Here is a 14,448-nt window from a genome sequence, read left to right on the forward strand (position 1 = left end):
GTCCCCGCCCGCCCGCCTGGCCTCACGGCCGACGGATACGGTGCGACGATGACCCTGATCACGCGACGCGCCCTGCTCTTCCTCGACGTCGACGGCCCCCTCATCCCGTTCGGCGGCACCGGATACCGGCAGGGTCCCGCGCCACAGGGCAACGAGTGCGACCCCGGAGGCGACTTTCCGGGCAGCAACCCCCTGCCGGCCCGGCTCGACCCCGGGCACGGGGCGCGCCTCACGGCGCTGGGGTGCGACCTGGTGTGGGCGACGACGTGGATGGGTGACGCGAACGAGTACGTCGCGCCACGCATCGGCCTCCCGGTCCTGCCCGTCGTGGCCTGGTCGGATCCGGTGGAGGAAGACGAGCGGGCCGACGAGGACGAGCGGGCCGGACTGCACTGGAAGACCCGCGCCCTGGTGGGATGGGCGGCCGGACGCCCCTTCCTCTGGGTCGACGACGAGATCACCCCCGCCGACCGGGCGTGGGTGGCCGCACACCACCCGGCCCCGGCCCTGCTGCATCGCGTCGACCCCCGTACGGGGTTGACGGACCGGGACTTCGCCGCCTTGGCCCGGTGGCTGCGTGACCAGCCGTAGAGCGTGCGCGATGCACCGGTGTTGATCGGGCGTTGATCGGACGTCCATCGGTGGCGATGAGTATCTCCGTCATGTCGATGAACACGAGTGAACGGCCCACCACCGCAGTAGCCGCCCCCGCCTGGTACGAACTCGCGCTGTGCGCCCAGACGGGCCCGGGCTTCTTCTTCCCGGAGCCGGGCTCCTCGCTGCGCGACGCGAAGCGGCTGTGCGGGGCGTGCGAGGGACGCGTCGCGTGCCTGGAGTACGCCCTGGCGAACGACGAACGCTTCGGAGTCTGGGGCGGCCTCTCGGAATCCGAACGCCTCGCCCTCCGCCCCCGCCGCTGATCAGGTCTGCGTCCCCTTCCCACTCCGCCGCCGCAACCCCACCCGCGAAGCAAGCACGTCATCCCCACCCGGCCGGCCCTCGGCGGGCACCTTGGCGGGTACGGCGCGGACCGGGTAGTGGCCGCCGACGGGAGACACGACTCCGCCGAAACGAGGGTCGCCCGCGAACCAGATCCGATCCGGATGACTGTTCTCGATGGTGGCCAGATCCAGCGGAAACGGGATGAGTCGGTAGGAGGCCGAGTACGTCTCCGAGAACGAGATGCTGATGGTCGCCTGAATGCCGGTGGCACGAGGCGCATAGGAGCAAACGTGCTCGCGCCACGCATACGACCGCAGGACCGCGGCCACGCGGTGGCGCCGGAAGTAGGCGATGAGCACCACGGGGACGTAGGGGACGACGAACACGATGACGACGATGAACGCGAGCCTCGCTTGCGGGACCAGCCCGAACCAGAGACACACGACGGAGACGAGCATCGAGCCGCCCAACCAGGCAACCCACTTGGTTCGCCGTACCACCAGCCGCCTGTAACCGGCGGCAGTGGGCGGATGGTCCCATGCGACCTTCGTCAGCAAAGGCATCACGAGAGCACCTCCAGGATGCGTGAAGTCCGCGGTCCACTCGTACTGCTCGGTGTGGGGTCCGAGAAGGTGAGGGTATGGGCGATCGCTTCGAGGATGTCGCCGTATGCCTCGGCGTAGTGGGTCGCCGCGCTGGTGAGGTCCAAGACGAGGACGTGTGGCGCGCACGCGTGCGCTGTCGCCACTCTCGCTTGAAACATCTCCTGCCCCGTTTCGGGCAGCGTGATGGTGCCGGTGACCAGACAGCAGGGGAGCGACGAGGGGAGATCGATGGCTCGGCTGGTCGAACTGCTCCACAGGACGGATCGAGTGATCGCGAGTGCGGTTCGCGCCACGTTCAGTCGCGGCAGGGTTTCGGGAGAGGGCCTCACGGTCAAGGAGAACAGGGACGTGGCGACCCCGTCGGTCTCGTCCGGATGCAACCCGATGGCGGTGTGCACCACCTGGTGATCGGCGAGTTCGCGCAAGCCGTCCATGAGCCGGCCGAGTTCCCTGCGCGCATCGGGGCTGTCCAGGGCGACTGCCATGTCATCGAGCGCGGCCCGGTCGCCGGGACCGATGTCATGGAAGCCGGGCGGCAGCCGGAACCAGAGGGGAGGCACGTCGGTGTCGCTCGTCATGTCCTGATCGCCGTCCAGAAGTGGGCCGACTTGGCGACTGCGGACGGGCCGTCCTCCACCGCGGCCCGGGCGCCGTCGACCGCCGTGGAACCTTGCTCGATCGTCTCGTCGTCGGTCGTGTAGCCAAGGGTCGCGGTCGCCGCACCCACCGCTGCCACACCGGCGCCGACCCGCTCCCTGACCTCGGGAGTTGACGAGCGCAGGGCCCAGGTGGAGAGGGGGTTCTCCACCTGCCTGAGGTCCTCGGCAGCAGTCCACGTGGTGCGGGCGAACGTACCCGCGCCCGGGGAGAGGCCGGAGAGGGCGCTGGCTTCGGGGACGGCCATCGCGGCGCGGGCGGCGACCGTTCCGGCCTTGGCGCCGGTCGCGACGGCGGCCACGCCCGGTACCGCGCCCAGGCTGTCGCCCAGCAACGTCACGCCGCTCTTCCAGAAGTCCGCGTCGAACTCGCCCTTGCTGATGCCGTCGGTCAGCGGCTTTCGGAACTTCGGGTCCGCGAGGTGTGTTCCGAGGGCTGCCAGGGAGAGGCCTCCGGCGACCAGCATCACCGCGAGTCCGGCCGGCGGGCAGAAGAGGGCCACGCCCGCCCCCACGGCGCCCAGGATGGCCGACGCGTTCGACAGGGCGTCGCCCGGGTCTTCCGTGATCTTGTTCCACAGCGACGCCAGCATGCCCCGTTCCTTCGGGGCCAGTTTCGCGGCCGCCGCGTTCAGGGTCTTGGCGATGGCGCGGGCCGACGCCGCGTGGTCGGAGGCGAGTTCGTGCGCCAGGCGGCGGGCGTCGGCGCGTGCCTCGTCGGTCGTGGCGGCGGCGGCCTGGGATTCGTAGCGGGCCGCCAGGGCGCGGTGGGCCACCAGGGTTGCGTGCCAGGACGTGAGGTGTCGGGCGGCTTCCGTCAGGGAGGTGTGGGCGGCGTTGAGGTAGCGGGGGAGTTCGCTCGACAGGGAGGCGCGGAACGCGGTGGCGGCCTCGCCCTGCCAGCTCGCGCTGTGCGAGACGAGGGCTCCGACGACCCGGCCGGCTTCCCCGAGGGAGGTCGCGGAGGCGCCGAGCTTCTTGGCCAGGGCCAGGACGGAGGCCGGGTGACCGGGTGCGGGGTCGAAGCCCAGCGCGGGGTGGTCAGCCACGGGCCGCGGCCTGGCGGAAGGCGTCGCGGATGGCCTTGTCCAGCTCCGCGTACTCGGCGGCGCTGCGGTTCACGCCCTCCCGTACGTTCTTCACGCGTTTGGTCAGCTGACGCGTGCCGTGGGCCCACTTCTCCTGGAACTCGTCGCAGGCGGCGTCGAGGTCGCGGGTGCCCAGTTGGTCGGCCCGGACGTGGTCCAGCGCCTTCCGCGCCTCCCGCAGGGAGACCAGCGAGGAGTCCAACGCCCGGGTCAGTCGGGTCAGCTGGTCGATTTCCACCTGGAGCAAGGTCATGACGCGAAACCCTGGCAGAGCCGTGCTCTGCCAGGGCAATCGGCATCACTCGCCCGAGCGAGCGGAAATCGGTCAGCCCTTGCGGGCCGCGATGCGCGCCGCGCGGGCGGCCAGACGCTCGTCGAACTTGCGGGCCTCGCTGTCCAGGCCGTCCATGAAGAGCCCGAGCTCTTCCTGAGCCTTCTGTCCCTCGGGGCCCAGACCGTCGATGTCCATGACCTTCAGGAACCGGATCACGGGGCTCAGTACGTCGTCGTGGTGGATCCGCAGGTTGTAGACCCCGCCGATCGCCATCTGCGCTGCCATCCGCTCGAAGCCGGGCATGCCGTGTCCGGGCATCCGGAAGCCGACCACGACGTCCCGTACGGCCTGCATCGTCAGGTCCGGGGCCAGCTCGAAGGCGGCGCCCAGCAGGTTGCGGTAGAAGACCATGTGCAGGTTCTCGTCCTGCGCGATGCGGGCCAGCATCCGGTCGCAGACCGGGTCACCGGACTGGTGGCCGGTGTTCCGGTGGGAGATGCGGGTCGCGAGCTCCTGGAAGGCGACGTACGCCACGGAGTGCAGCATCGAGTGCCGGTTGTCGGACTCGAAGCCCTCGGACATGTGCTGCATCCGGAATGCCTCGAGCTTGTCCGGGTCCACGGCGCGCGAGGCCAGCAGGTAGTCGCGCATCACGATGCCGTGGCGACCCTCCTCGGCGGTCCAGCGGTGCACCCAGGTGCCCCAGGCGCCGTTGCGGCCGAAAAGCGACGCGATCTCGTGGTGGTAGCTGGGGAGGTTGTCCTCGGTCAGCAGGTTGACGACGAGGGCGATCTTGCCGATGTCGGTGACCTTGGACTGCTCGGGGTCCCATGCTTCGCCGTCCTCGAAGAGGGCGGGGAAGTTCCGGCCGTCGCTCCACGGAACGTAGTCGTGGGGCATCCAGTCCTTGGTGACCTTCAGGTGGCGGTTGAGCTCCTTTTCGACCACCTCTTCCAGCGCGAACAGCAGCTTGGCGTCCGTCCACGCCTCCGAGCTGCCGAGGTGGGGAGAGGTGATTGTCACGGGTGCTCCTGGGGGGACAGCGAATTACCTACGGTTCCGTAGCCTACGGAGTCGTAGGTTAAGCGCGACATCAAGGCCAGCCAAGCCCCAGGCGGTTATATGTCCGGTTGCGTCCAGTTATCTATGCAGTTCTGAGGGGTGCTGGAAGGGTCTTGAGGGGCGAAATAGGCAAGGCAAATCACGCCACTGAAGGCTTCACCCCCTCCGGTTTGACGCGGGAGGTACGTGCGCGACGCACGCCCTCCCGCTCCGGGGAGTCGCTTCGGACGCCGTCCGCGATGCTCGATCGCGAGTTGATCGCACCCGCGCGCCTGATCGCACCGGCACGCGCCCGTGGACGCTCGCGCCCGCTCGTGGGCGTGCGGGGCCTTCGAAGCCTGCGGTCAAACGTGGGGGGTGGGTCACGGTGACGCTCTCGTTCCGGCTCCCGTACCGCCGGCGCCCGGACGGCGGTACGGGGGCAGGCACCCGCAGGGGGCGCCCCCGCGGCGCCGGGTGTGAGGGGCGGGTCCGGCGGTCGGGCCTCCTGGCGCCGCTCCGGGAGCGGCTTCATGAGTGCGAATCGGGAAACCGCTCCGGGGGCATCCGGTCGTTTCGGCCGTCGGGCCCCCGAGGGGGCGGGCCGCCCGCCGCGGCCACCGCTCGCGTGCGGTGCGGGCCGGCCGGCGGGGGGATCCGGAAGGACCGGCCGGTCAGGTGTGCCACAGGGATTCCCTGACCTCCTCGGCCGTCGTCGCCCGCAGTTCGCCGTCGAGCAGCAGCCACCGCGTGATGCCGATCGACTCCAGGAACGGCACGTCGTGCGAGGCCACCAAGAGCGCGCCCTCGTACGAGGCCAGGGCGTCCGTGAGCTGTCGTACGCTCGCCAGGTCGAGGCTGTTCGTCGGTTCGTCCAGCATCAGCAGCTGCGGAGCCGGTTCGGCCAGCAGCAGGGCCGCCAGGGCGGCGCGGAAGCGTTCGCCGCCCGACAGGGTGCCGGCCGCCCGGTCCGAGCGGGCGCCCCGGAACAGGAAGTGCGCGAGTCGTGCCCGGATCAGGTTGTTCGTGGCGTGCGGCGCGAACCGTGCCACGTTCTCCACCACCGAGCACTCGTCGTCCAGTACCTCCGCGTCCAGCCGTTGCGGCAGGAAGCGCGTCGGCACGTGCGTCAGCGCCTCCCCCGACACCGGCGCCAGCTGTCCGGCGATCGTCCGCAGCAGGGTGGTCTTGCCGGATCCGTTGCCGCCGACGAGCGCGATCCGTTCGGGTCCGCGCAGCTCCCACTCGCCCGTGACCGACGCCCCGTGGACGAGCCGCAGGTCGCTCAGGGTCAGCACGCGCCGGCCCGGCGGGACCTGTGTGGCGGGCAGCTTGATCCGGATCTCGTCGTCGTCGCGGACCGCCTCCACGGCCTGGTCCAGCCGTTCGCGGGCGCCCGCCAGCTTCTCGGCGTGCAGGGTGTGGTGCTTGCCCGCCGATTCCTGGGCCGCGCGCTTGCGCGCGTTCATGACGATCTTCGGCTCGCGCTTGGAGTCGTACATCTTCTGTCCGTAGCGCTTGCGTCGGGCCAACTTGATCTGTGCTTCGGACAGTTCGCGCTTCTGGCGTTGGACGTCGGCCTCCGCGACCCGGACCATCCTTTCGGCCGCCTCCTGTTCGGCGGCGAGGAGTTCCTCGTACTCGGTGAAGTTCCCTCCGTACCAACGGACTTCGCCGTCACGCAGGTCGGCGATCTGGTCGACCCGTTCCAGCAGTTCCCGGTCGTGGCTGACCAGGACCATCACCCCCGACCAGGACTCGACCGCCGCGTAGAGGCGGCGACGGGCGCGCAGGTCCAGGTTGTTGGTGGGTTCGTCGAGCAGCAGGACGTCCGGGCGGGCCAGCAGCAGGGACGCCAGTCGCAGCAGGACGCATTCGCCGCCGGACAGTTCGGCCACGGTCCGGTCGAGGCCGATCCGACCGAGGCCGAGTTGGTCGAGGGTGGCGAGGGCCCGCTCCTCCACGTCCCAGTCGTCGCCGACGGCGGTGAAGTTCTCCTCGGTGGCCGCGCCCGCCTCGATGGCGTGGAGCGCGGTGCGGGTGTCGCGGATGCCGAGTACCTCGTCCACGCGCAGGGCGGTGTCCAGCGTGACGTCCTGCGGGAGGTGGCCGACGGTTCCGGCGACGGACAGTCGGCCGTCCGTCGGGTGGAGTTCACCCGCGAGGAGCTTCAACAGTGTGGACTTGCCGCAGCCGTTGACTCCGACCAGGCCGGTTCGGCCGGGGCCGACGGTCAGGTGGAAGTCGTCGAGGACGGGGGTCCCGTCGGGCCAGACGAAGGACAGGTCGGTGCAGGTGAGATAGGCAGGGGTGTGGCTCATGGAGGCCTCCAGGTTGCGTGGTGATGGTGTGCAACGCGGGGGAGACAGCCGACAGGTCGAAACGGTCGGTCACGGGGTCACATGAGGTGAACGGTGACGGCGGTGACCAAGGGGGACTGTGGTCGGTGTCTCGGACCTCAGAAGAGCAACGTCCTGCTCCGTTTCGACGGCAATGGGGCGTACACGAAGCTACGGACGGCCGGAGCCGCCCGCAAACGAATTAACCGGTACGCCTCAGCGGGAGCCGCGCATGAGCTCGGCCAGGCTGTGGTCGACATCGAGGTAGAGGTGCTCCAGGCCGGGCGGGACGACCGCGGAGGCCCGCTCCAGGAACCGCTGGAGGTCGGCCGTGGTCATCAGGACGATCGCCACTCCCTCCGGGGCGTGGAACTCGATCGTGGTCCGCTCGGCGTCGTACGGGCGCACGCGTACGTCGCCGTGGCCGGCCGGCCGTTGCAGACCGCACTCCAGCAGCTCGCGCGCGAACGCCCAGGAGATCTCGACGCCTTCCAGCGTGGCCGGGGCGGGAAAGGCCATCCGGACGGCGAAGGGATCCGACCGGTCGTAGCAGAGCGTGACGGGCACGGTCTCGACCTTCGGTGCGGTGGCGACCAGTCGGGCCTGCACGGCCTGCTCGATGACAGTGATCAAGGCTCGCTCCCTTGCGGCGGATCCGTCGCCGGGGAGTGGGGTGGCTCCCGGCAACGGGATAGACGCCTGAATCGGCGAATCCGTGCACGCGGGATCGCGTGAGCTGTGTCACCGATTGGCCTGATGTCACCTGTGTGATCGCACAGGGTGACCGGTTGGCGGGTGTCGGGCAAGGAGCCGGGCCGGCTCCGAGGGTGCCGAGGTGGTCGCAGTAAGGCCGGTTCCCGCTCACTCCGCAGGCGCAAGGCGGGTCGCGGCGGCCGGGGAGGGACGCGGACGGGCGGGTGGGGGCGCGGACGGGGCGGGTGGGCGCGGGTGGCCGCGTAAAGGCGTGCGCGACCGGGGGAGGCGCCCTGGACGGGGCATCGGGGGTGCGTTAGCTTCCGGCGCCATGAGACTTCTGGGAGTTGGCATGTGCGCGGCGGTCCTGCTGGTGGGGGTCGCGGCCTCGCCGGCGCCGGCGGCGGTCCCGGTGGCGGGTCCGTCGGCTGCGTCGGAAGTGGCGTCGGCCGCGCACTTACGTGATCCGCACGGCGTGGGCTGGGCGTTGAAGGCGACCGGCAAGGACGCGGTCCGCTTCCGCGGGCTGGCGGCGGTCGACCGCTCCACGGCCTGGTTGGCGGGTTCCAAGGGAACGGTCCTGCGCACGGTGGACGGCGGACGCGCCTGGCGGGACGTCTCGCCGCCGGGTGCGGTCGCCGAGGGATGGGAACTGCGCGACATCGAGGCCTTCGACGCGCGGCGCGCGGTGGCCCTGTCCATCGGCGAGGGCGAGGCCTCCCGCGTACTGCGCACCGAGGACGGCGGGGCGACCTGGACCGAGGCCTTCCGCAACCCCGACCCGCGCGCCTTCTACGACTGCCTGACCTTCTTCGACTCCCGCCACGGATTGGCCGTGAGCGACCCGGTGGACGGGAAGTTCCGCGTCCTGTCCACGGACGACGGCGGCCGGAACTGGCACGTGCTTGCGGACGCCGGGATGCCGGCGGCCCTCCCCGGCGAGGCGGGCTTCGCGGCGAGCGGCCAGTGCCTGGTCACCGCGGGGTCGCGCGACGTCTGGCTGGCCACGGGCGGGAGCACGGTCGCCCGCGTCCTGCACTCGGCGGACCGCGGGCGCACCTGGCGGGTCGCCGAATCCCCGGTGCCGGCCGGCGATCCGGCCCGCGGGGTCTTCGCCCTGGCCTTCCGCGACCGTACGACGGGACTCGCGGTCGGCGGCGACTACCGCACGGGCGAGGCCTCCCCGAGGGCCGCGGCGGTGTCCGCCGACGGGGGCCGCACCTGGCGTCCGTCGGCCACCCCGCCGCCCGCCTACCGGTCCGGCGTGGCCTGGCACCCGTACCTCCGCACGGCGGCGCTGGCGGTGGGCCCGACGGGTACGGACGTGACGCTCGACGGGGGTCGTACCTGGCGGGCGCTGGACGCGGGCTCGTACGACACGGTCGACTGCGCGACGGACGGCGGCTGCTGGGCGTCGGGCGAGAAGGGGCGGGTGGCGCGGCTGGAGCGGCGGTGACGCCCTTCCGGGCGAGCTCGGCCCGCCGGCCCCGGCGCCCGGCCCGACGCGAAGCCCCGCCTCGCGCCCCGCCATCCGCCCGTCTCGCCATCCGCCCGTCTCGCCATCCGGTCGGCGCGCCATCCGTTCGCCGGGGCGCCCGCCCCGCTACGTGGCCGGGTTCTCGCGGACCGTCGTGAGGTCCGCCGAGGTCTTGGTGGCGATGAATTCGGTGATCCGGTAGGTGCACACGCCCGCCACCGTGAAGGGGTCCTCGGTCGCGATCTGCTCGATCTCGGCGCGGGAGACCCCGCCGGCCAGGATGATCCCGCCGTCGCGCGGGACCTTGCGGCCCGAGGCGAGGAAGACGCCGGAGGCGTAGTGGCCGTCCAGCCAGGCGATGTGCGCGTCCATTTCCTCTTCGACGGATTCGACGGGCGCGGTGTAGGTGAGCTCCATGACGAACATGATCGCCAGGCTACTCTCGGACCATCATGACGAGTGCGAAGACCCCCGCCGACGAGGCCGAGGCCCGGGCGATACAGGACGAACTGCGCAAGAGCGTGGTGCTGGACGAGGCCGGGCCGCCGGTCGGGAGCGGCCTCGTCGCGGGCGTGGACGTCGCCTACGACGACGAGCGCGACCTCGTGGCGGCCGCCGCAGTGGTCCTGGACGCCGCCACCCTGGAAGTGGTCGAGGAGGCCACGGCCGTGGGGCACGTCAGCTTCCCCTACGTGCCGGGACTGCTCGCGTTCCGCGAACTGCCGACCGTCCTGGCCGCGTTGGAGGCCCTGACCGTCACCCCGGGGCTGGTCGTCTGCGACGGCTACGGGCTGGCCCACCCGCGCGGCTTCGGCCTCGCCTGCCACCTCGGGGTGGTCACCGGACTGCCCAGCATCGGGGTCGCGAAGAACCCGTTCACCTTCACGTACGAGGAACCGCGCGCCCGCCGCGGCGACACCTCCCCGCTGCTCGCGCCCGACGGGGCCGTCGTCGGCCGGGCGCTGCGCACGCAGGACGGGATCAAGCCGGTGTACGTGTCGGTGGGGCACCGGGTCTCGCTCGACAACGCCTGCGCGCACACGCTCGCGCTGAGCCCCCGCTACCGGATTCCGGAGACGACCCGACGCGCCGACTCCCTGTGTCGGCGCGCCCTGCGGGAAGCCGTCGCGGAGTAGGCCCGGGCCGGCCGGGCCGGCAAGAGCCCGCCGCCCGGGCCGGCAAGTGCCGGCAGGAGCCCGCCGCCCCTCGGGCCGGCAGGACCCGCCGACCCCGGGCAGGCAGGTGCCGGCCGGAGCCCGCCGCCCGCACCGACCGGCCCGACCCACGCGCCCGCCCCGGGCTCCCCCGAGCCCTCAGTCCTCGGCCGCGACCCGGAAGCGGATGCCCGTCTTCTGGAGCCGGTCCAGGAGCGCGTCGCCCATGGCCACCGCCGTGGTGAGCTGGCCGGCGGTGTCCGGCAGGGCGTCGTGGGCCAGACAGAGCGCCGACTCCGCGAGCATCTTCGCGGTCTCCCCGTAGCCGGGGTCGCCGCCCGAGACCTCCGTGAACACCCGGCGGCCCCCGCCCGTACCGACGAAGCGGACCGTGAACCAGCTGCGGGCGCGTCGCTCGGCGTCGGGTCCGCGGCCCGGCTCCCAGCGGCTCATCAGCAGGCGTCGGGCCGCGGGCACCTGGGCCAGGGCGGCCGTCGTCGCCACCGCCACCGAGCCGCCCACCGCGATCGGCAGGTGCTTGACCGAGGCGTGGTGGCGGTAGCGGAAGTCCGGCCCGTACCGTTCCAGCGCGGCCGCCGAACGGGCCACGATCGCCACGTCCAGGGTCGGCAGGGGCAGCGCCCAGGTGCCGGTCTCGCGGCTGTAGTGCGGGTGGCCGCCCGTGGCCCGTACCCGGCGCTCGGGCCGCCGCGGTTCGTGCAGGCGCCGCTCGCGGGCCGCGGCCAGGGTCTGCGGGCCCCGGCTCATGGCGGTGAGCGCGGAGGCCAGGGTGCCGCCGGACAGCATGGCATTGGAGCGCATGAACCCGTCCACGCGCAGCGGCACCCCGGCCGGCAGCCGGCCCACCGTGAAGTACGCGCCCAGGTCGGCCGGGATCGAGTCGAAGCCGCACGCGTGCACCAGCCGGGCGCCCGTCTCCCGGGCCCGCGCGTCGTGCTCGACGTACATCCGGTCGACGAACTCCGGTTCGCCCGTGAGGTCCACGTAGTCGGTGCCCGCCTCGGCGCACGCCGCGACCAGCTCCGCCCCGTACCAGACGTACGGCCCGACCGTGCTGGCCAGGACCCGGGTGGAGGAGGCCAACTCCCGCAGGGAGTCGGGGTCGCCCGAATCGGCGCGGACCAGGGGCACGGCCGCGCAGGCCGGGTCGAGGGCGGCGAGCCGCTCGCGCAGCCGCTCCAGTTTGCCGAGGTCCCGTCCCGCCAGGGCCCACCGGCAGTCGGCCGGGGCGTTCGCCGCCAGATACTCGGCGGTGAGTGCCCCGACGAACCCGGTGGCCCCGAAAAGCACGACGTCGTAAGCCCGTTCCGGATCGTGGTGCCGAACCCGCTCGTTCATGGACCGCTCCTCCCAGCTGGTGTCGGTGGCTGAGGCTAGCGTGAGGAACGGCTGTCCGTACGGGCAGGTACGCGCCGGGCGCGCATCGCGCGGGTACCCGGGGCCGCCTGCGGTGAGTGGAGGTGCTGGAGGTGTCGGTGAAGGCTGCGGTGCGCAAGTGGGAGGCGGTGCGGGGGTTTGCCCTCGGGTTGCCGGAGGTCGTCGAGGAGTTCCCCTGGGGGCCCGGGGACGCCGTGATGAAGGTCAACAAGAAGATCTTCGTCTTCCTGGGCAACACGGACGGGCCGCCCGGCATCTCCGTGAAGCTCAAGGACGAGGCGCTCCACGGGCACGCGATGACCGCTCCCGGTGCGGAACCGACCGGGTACGGCCTGGGCCGGTCGGGCTGGGTCTCCGTGCCGCTGGGGGAGGAGGGCGCGCCCTCGGCGGAGGTGCTGTGCGAGTGGGTGGAGGAGAGTTACCGCACGGTGGCCCTCAAACGGCACGCGAGGGAGCTGGACGCGCGAATCGAGGCAGATGGCTAAGCGCTTGCTCTTGTGCTGAGTGGAACGCGTTCCTAGCATCGCTGGTGTTACATCAGTTGTGTCACACCACGCACCAGGATGCTGGGGGCTCGATGGCAGCGACAGGTACCGGGCACGGGACCGCCGAGGGGGCCGGCGACGGTGGCCGCAACGGCCCGCTCGCGGGCGTGCGCGTCGTCGAGCTGGCCGGCATCGGGCCCGGCCCGTTCGCCGCGATGGTCCTCGCGGACCTCGGGGCGGACGTCGTCCGGGTGGACCGGCCCGGCGGCGGCGGACTCGCCGTCGACCCGACCTACGACGTCACCAACCGCAACAAGCGGTCCGTCCTGCTCGACCTCAAGTCCGCCGAGGGCCCGGCCCGCGTGCTGGACCTGGTCGAGCGGGCCGACGTGCTCATCGAAGGGTTCCGTCCCGGCGTCGCCGAGCGCCTCGGCGTCGGCCCCGACGTGTGTCTCGCCCGCAACCCGCGACTGGTCTACGGCCGGATGACCGGCTGGGGCCAAGACGGGCCGCTCGCGCACACGGCCGGGCACGACATCGCGTACATCGCCGTCACCGGCGCGCTGGGCATGATCGGGAACCCGGGAGAGCCCCCGGCCGTCCCCGCCAACCTCGTCGGCGACTACGCCGGCGGCTCCCTCTACCTGGTCATCGGCATCCTCGCCGCCCTCCGGCACGCGGGAGCCCCCGGCGGCGCCGGACAGGTCGTCGACGCGGCCATCGTCGACGGCACCGCCCACCTCACCTCGATGATCCACGGGATGATGGCGGCCGGCGGCTGGCAGGACCGGCGCGGGGCCAACCTGCTCGACGGCGGCTGCCCCTTCTACGGCACCTACGAGACCTCCGACGGGCAGTACATGGCCGTCGGCGCGCTGGAGCAGCAGTTCTACGACACCTTCGTCGACCTGCTCGGCATCAAGGACCTGGCCCCCGCCCGCAAGGACCTGGCCCGCTGGGGCGAGCTCCGCGAGAGCGTCGCCGCCCGCTTCAAGTCCCGCACCCGACAGGAGTGGACGGCCGTCTTCGAGGGGAGCGACGCCTGCGTGGCGCCGGTCCTGTCGCTGGGCGAGGCCCCCACGCACCCCCACCTCGCCGCCCGCGGCACCTTCACCGACTTCGGCGGGATCACCCAGCCCGCGCCCGCGCCCCGCTTCTCGGTGACCGCCACGGCCGTCACCGGCGGGCCCGCCCTGCCGGGCGCGCACACCGCGTCCGTGGCGGCGGACTGGGACCTGCCGGCCCTGCTGGGGAAGGACGCCTGATGGAACTGTCCATGATGCTCGACTACGCGGGCGACCCGCGCCGGGCCGCCGACGAGGCGGCCGCCCTGGAGGCGGCCGGACTCGACGCCGTCTGGGTCGCGGAGGCCTGGGGCTTCGACTCTCCCACGATCATGGGATACCTGGCCGCCCGCACCGAGCGGATGAAGATCGGCTCGGCGATCCTCAACGTCTACTCGCGCACCCCCGCCCTCATCGCGCAGACCGCGGCCGGTCTCGACGCGATGTCCGGCGGCCGGGCCCTGTTGGGCCTCGGCGCCTCCGGCCCGCAGGTGGTCGAGGGATGGCACGGGAAGCCGTACGACAAGCCGATCGGCCGGACCCGCGAGACCGTCGAACTGTGCCGCCGCATCTGGCGCCGCGAGACGATCGACCACCGCGGGATCACCGACATGCCGCTCCCGCCCGAGAAGGGCGGCCGACACGGCAAGCCGCTGAAGATCCTCACCCGACCGGTCCGCGACCGCGTCCCCGTGTACGTGGCCTCGCTCGGCCCCGCCAACGTGGCGATGACCGCCGAGATCGCCGACGGCTGGCTCCCCACGCTCTTCCTCCCGGAGAAGGCCGCGGACGTGTGGGGCAGCGCCCTCGCCCGGGGCGCGGCCGAGCGCTCCCCGGAACTCGGCCCGCTGGAGACCGTCGCCGGCGGCCTGCTCGCCATCGGCGAGGACGCGGCCGCCGTACGGGACCTGGCGCGCCCGCAGATCGCCCTGTACGTCGGCGGGATGGGCGCGCCGGGCAAGAACTTCTACAACGACCTCGCCGTCGCCTACGGGTACGAGGAGGAGGCCCGGAAGATCCAGGAGCTCTACCTCTCCGGACGCAAGCGCGACGCCGCGGCGGCCGTACCCGACGAGTTCTGCGAGCTGATGACGTTGTGCGGCCCCGAGGGTTACGTACGCGAGCGCGTCGAGGCCTTCCGCGCCGCCGGGGTCACCATGCTCAACGTGACGCCCGTCGGACCCGAGCCGGCCCGGCTCATCGAAACCGTCAAGAACTGGCTGTGAGGAGCC

16 protein-coding genes are annotated in these 14,448 nt (G+C 72.3%); 7 read left to right on the forward strand and 9 right to left on the reverse strand.

Going from position 1 to position 14,448, the window contains the following annotated elements; all coding sequences use genetic code 11:
* Window positions 1–48: 48 nt before the first annotated feature.
* Entirely contained in the window at window positions 49–591 is a 543-nt protein-coding gene (locus tag ACIRO3_RS13390; RefSeq protein ID WP_404135767.1) for an HAD domain-containing protein, read from the forward strand.
* Window positions 592–662: 71 nt separating this feature from the next.
* The gene (locus ACIRO3_RS13395; RefSeq protein WP_404135770.1) at window positions 663–920 is read left to right on the forward strand and encodes a WhiB family transcriptional regulator; all 258 of its coding nucleotides are present in this window, start codon (window positions 663–665) and stop codon (window positions 918–920) included.
* Here the strand turns inward: ACIRO3_RS13395 and ACIRO3_RS13400 are convergent, their stop codons facing one another.
* From ACIRO3_RS13400 to ACIRO3_RS13430, 7 genes are all read right to left on the reverse strand, one after another.
* A complete protein-coding gene (locus ACIRO3_RS13400; protein ID WP_404135773.1) occupies window positions 921–1,505 on the reverse strand; it encodes a hypothetical protein in 585 nt (194 codons plus the stop codon).
* A complete protein-coding gene (locus ACIRO3_RS13405; protein WP_404135776.1) occupies window positions 1,505–2,125 on the reverse strand; it encodes a hypothetical protein in 621 nt (206 codons plus the stop codon). The genes ACIRO3_RS13400 and ACIRO3_RS13405 overlap by 1 nt, the downstream gene beginning before the upstream one ends.
* Entirely contained in the window at window positions 2,122–3,252 is a 1,131-nt protein-coding gene (locus ACIRO3_RS13410; RefSeq protein WP_404135779.1) for a hypothetical protein, read from the reverse strand. The genes ACIRO3_RS13405 and ACIRO3_RS13410 overlap by 4 nt, the downstream gene beginning before the upstream one ends.
* Window positions 3,245–3,544: a hypothetical protein gene (locus tag ACIRO3_RS13415; RefSeq protein ID WP_361772517.1), complete on the reverse strand. Its 300-nt coding sequence runs from the start codon at window positions 3,542–3,544 to the stop codon at window positions 3,245–3,247. The genes ACIRO3_RS13410 and ACIRO3_RS13415 overlap by 8 nt, the downstream gene beginning before the upstream one ends.
* A 72-nt stretch (window positions 3,545–3,616) precedes the next feature.
* A complete protein-coding gene (locus ACIRO3_RS13420; RefSeq protein WP_404135783.1) occupies window positions 3,617–4,588 on the reverse strand; it encodes an acyl-ACP desaturase in 972 nt (323 codons plus the stop codon).
* A gap of 692 nt (window positions 4,589–5,280) precedes the next feature.
* Window positions 5,281–6,927, reverse strand: a complete 1,647-nt coding sequence (locus ACIRO3_RS13425; RefSeq protein WP_404135786.1) for an ABC-F family ATP-binding cassette domain-containing protein — start codon at window positions 6,925–6,927, stop codon at window positions 5,281–5,283.
* A 234-nt stretch (window positions 6,928–7,161) separates the two neighbouring features.
* Window positions 7,162–7,578: an SsgA family sporulation/cell division regulator gene (locus tag ACIRO3_RS13430; protein ID WP_404135789.1), complete on the reverse strand. Its 417-nt coding sequence runs from the start codon at window positions 7,576–7,578 to the stop codon at window positions 7,162–7,164.
* Window positions 7,579–7,990: 412 nt separating this feature from the next.
* Here ACIRO3_RS13430 and ACIRO3_RS13435 point away from each other — a divergent pair, with 412 nt between their 5' ends.
* Complete coding sequence (locus ACIRO3_RS13435) at window positions 7,991–9,094, forward strand: WD40/YVTN/BNR-like repeat-containing protein (RefSeq protein ID WP_404135792.1); 1,104 nt, start codon at window positions 7,991–7,993, stop codon at window positions 9,092–9,094.
* 147 nt (window positions 9,095–9,241) lie between these two features.
* On the opposite strand, the gene ACIRO3_RS13440 is transcribed toward ACIRO3_RS13435, so the two are convergent.
* Window positions 9,242–9,541, reverse strand: coding sequence for a YciI family protein (locus tag ACIRO3_RS13440; protein ID WP_404135796.1), 300 nt, complete (start codon window positions 9,539–9,541; stop codon window positions 9,242–9,244).
* A 26-nt stretch (window positions 9,542–9,567) separates the two neighbouring features.
* Between ACIRO3_RS13440 and ACIRO3_RS13445 the strand changes: the two genes are divergently transcribed.
* Window positions 9,568–10,251 carry an endonuclease V gene (locus ACIRO3_RS13445; RefSeq protein ID WP_404135799.1) on the forward strand — a complete coding sequence of 228 codons (684 nt, stop codon included), beginning with the start codon at window positions 9,568–9,570 and terminating at the stop codon, window positions 10,249–10,251.
* 177 nt (window positions 10,252–10,428) lie between these two features.
* On the opposite strand, the gene ACIRO3_RS13450 is transcribed toward ACIRO3_RS13445, so the two are convergent.
* Window positions 10,429–11,628 (reverse strand): saccharopine dehydrogenase family protein, encoded by a 1,200-nt coding sequence (locus tag ACIRO3_RS13450; protein ID WP_404135802.1) that lies wholly within the window; start codon window positions 11,626–11,628, stop codon window positions 10,429–10,431.
* 125 nt (window positions 11,629–11,753) lie between these two features.
* On the opposite strand from ACIRO3_RS13450, the gene ACIRO3_RS13455 reads away from it, so the two are divergent.
* The 3 genes from ACIRO3_RS13455 to ACIRO3_RS13465 all read left to right on the forward strand — a co-directional run bounded on the left by ACIRO3_RS13455 (window position 11,754) and on the right by ACIRO3_RS13465 (window position 14,442).
* Window positions 11,754–12,152 carry an MmcQ/YjbR family DNA-binding protein gene (locus tag ACIRO3_RS13455; protein WP_404136306.1) on the forward strand — a complete coding sequence of 133 codons (399 nt, stop codon included), beginning with the start codon at window positions 11,754–11,756 and terminating at the stop codon, window positions 12,150–12,152.
* A 92-nt stretch (window positions 12,153–12,244) separates the two neighbouring features.
* Window positions 12,245–13,417: a CaiB/BaiF CoA transferase family protein gene (locus tag ACIRO3_RS13460; protein WP_404135805.1), complete on the forward strand. Its 1,173-nt coding sequence runs from the start codon at window positions 12,245–12,247 to the stop codon at window positions 13,415–13,417.
* Window positions 13,417–14,442, forward strand: coding sequence for an LLM class F420-dependent oxidoreductase (locus ACIRO3_RS13465; protein WP_361772499.1), 1,026 nt, complete (start codon window positions 13,417–13,419; stop codon window positions 14,440–14,442). The genes ACIRO3_RS13460 and ACIRO3_RS13465 overlap by 1 nt, the downstream gene beginning before the upstream one ends.
* The last annotated feature ends 6 nt before the right edge of the window (window positions 14,443–14,448 follow it).

The sequence above is a fragment of the Streptomyces sp. NPDC102278 genome (genome assembly GCF_044766345.1).
In the GTDB taxonomy this organism is placed as follows: domain Bacteria; phylum Actinomycetota; class Actinomycetes; order Streptomycetales; family Streptomycetaceae; genus Streptomyces.

Coding starts and splice junctions, on each gene's coding strand:
- ACIRO3_RS13460 (WP_404135805.1), top strand. CDS start 12,245: ATGGCAGCGACAGGTACCGGGCACGGGACCGCCGAGGGGGCCGGCGAC.
- ACIRO3_RS13415 (WP_361772517.1), bottom strand. CDS start 3,544: ATGACCTTGCTCCAGGTGGAAATCGACCAGCTGACCCGACTGACCCGG.
- ACIRO3_RS13395 (WP_404135770.1), top strand. CDS start 663: ATGTCGATGAACACGAGTGAACGGCCCACCACCGCAGTAGCCGCCCCC.
- ACIRO3_RS13440 (WP_404135796.1), bottom strand. CDS start 9,541: ATGTTCGTCATGGAGCTCACCTACACCGCGCCCGTCGAATCCGTCGAA.
- ACIRO3_RS13450 (WP_404135802.1), bottom strand. CDS start 11,628: ATGAACGAGCGGGTTCGGCACCACGATCCGGAACGGGCTTACGACGTC.
- ACIRO3_RS13425 (WP_404135786.1), bottom strand. CDS start 6,927: ATGAGCCACACCCCTGCCTATCTCACCTGCACCGACCTGTCCTTCGTC.
- ACIRO3_RS13435 (WP_404135792.1), top strand. CDS start 7,991: ATGTGCGCGGCGGTCCTGCTGGTGGGGGTCGCGGCCTCGCCGGCGCCG.
- ACIRO3_RS13465 (WP_361772499.1), top strand. CDS start 13,417: ATGGAACTGTCCATGATGCTCGACTACGCGGGCGACCCGCGCCGGGCC.
- ACIRO3_RS13445 (WP_404135799.1), top strand. CDS start 9,568: ATGACGAGTGCGAAGACCCCCGCCGACGAGGCCGAGGCCCGGGCGATA.
- ACIRO3_RS13390 (WP_404135767.1), top strand. CDS start 49: ATGACCCTGATCACGCGACGCGCCCTGCTCTTCCTCGACGTCGACGGC.
- ACIRO3_RS13405 (WP_404135776.1), bottom strand. CDS start 2,125: ATGACGAGCGACACCGACGTGCCTCCCCTCTGGTTCCGGCTGCCGCCC.
- ACIRO3_RS13400 (WP_404135773.1), bottom strand. CDS start 1,505: ATGCCTTTGCTGACGAAGGTCGCATGGGACCATCCGCCCACTGCCGCC.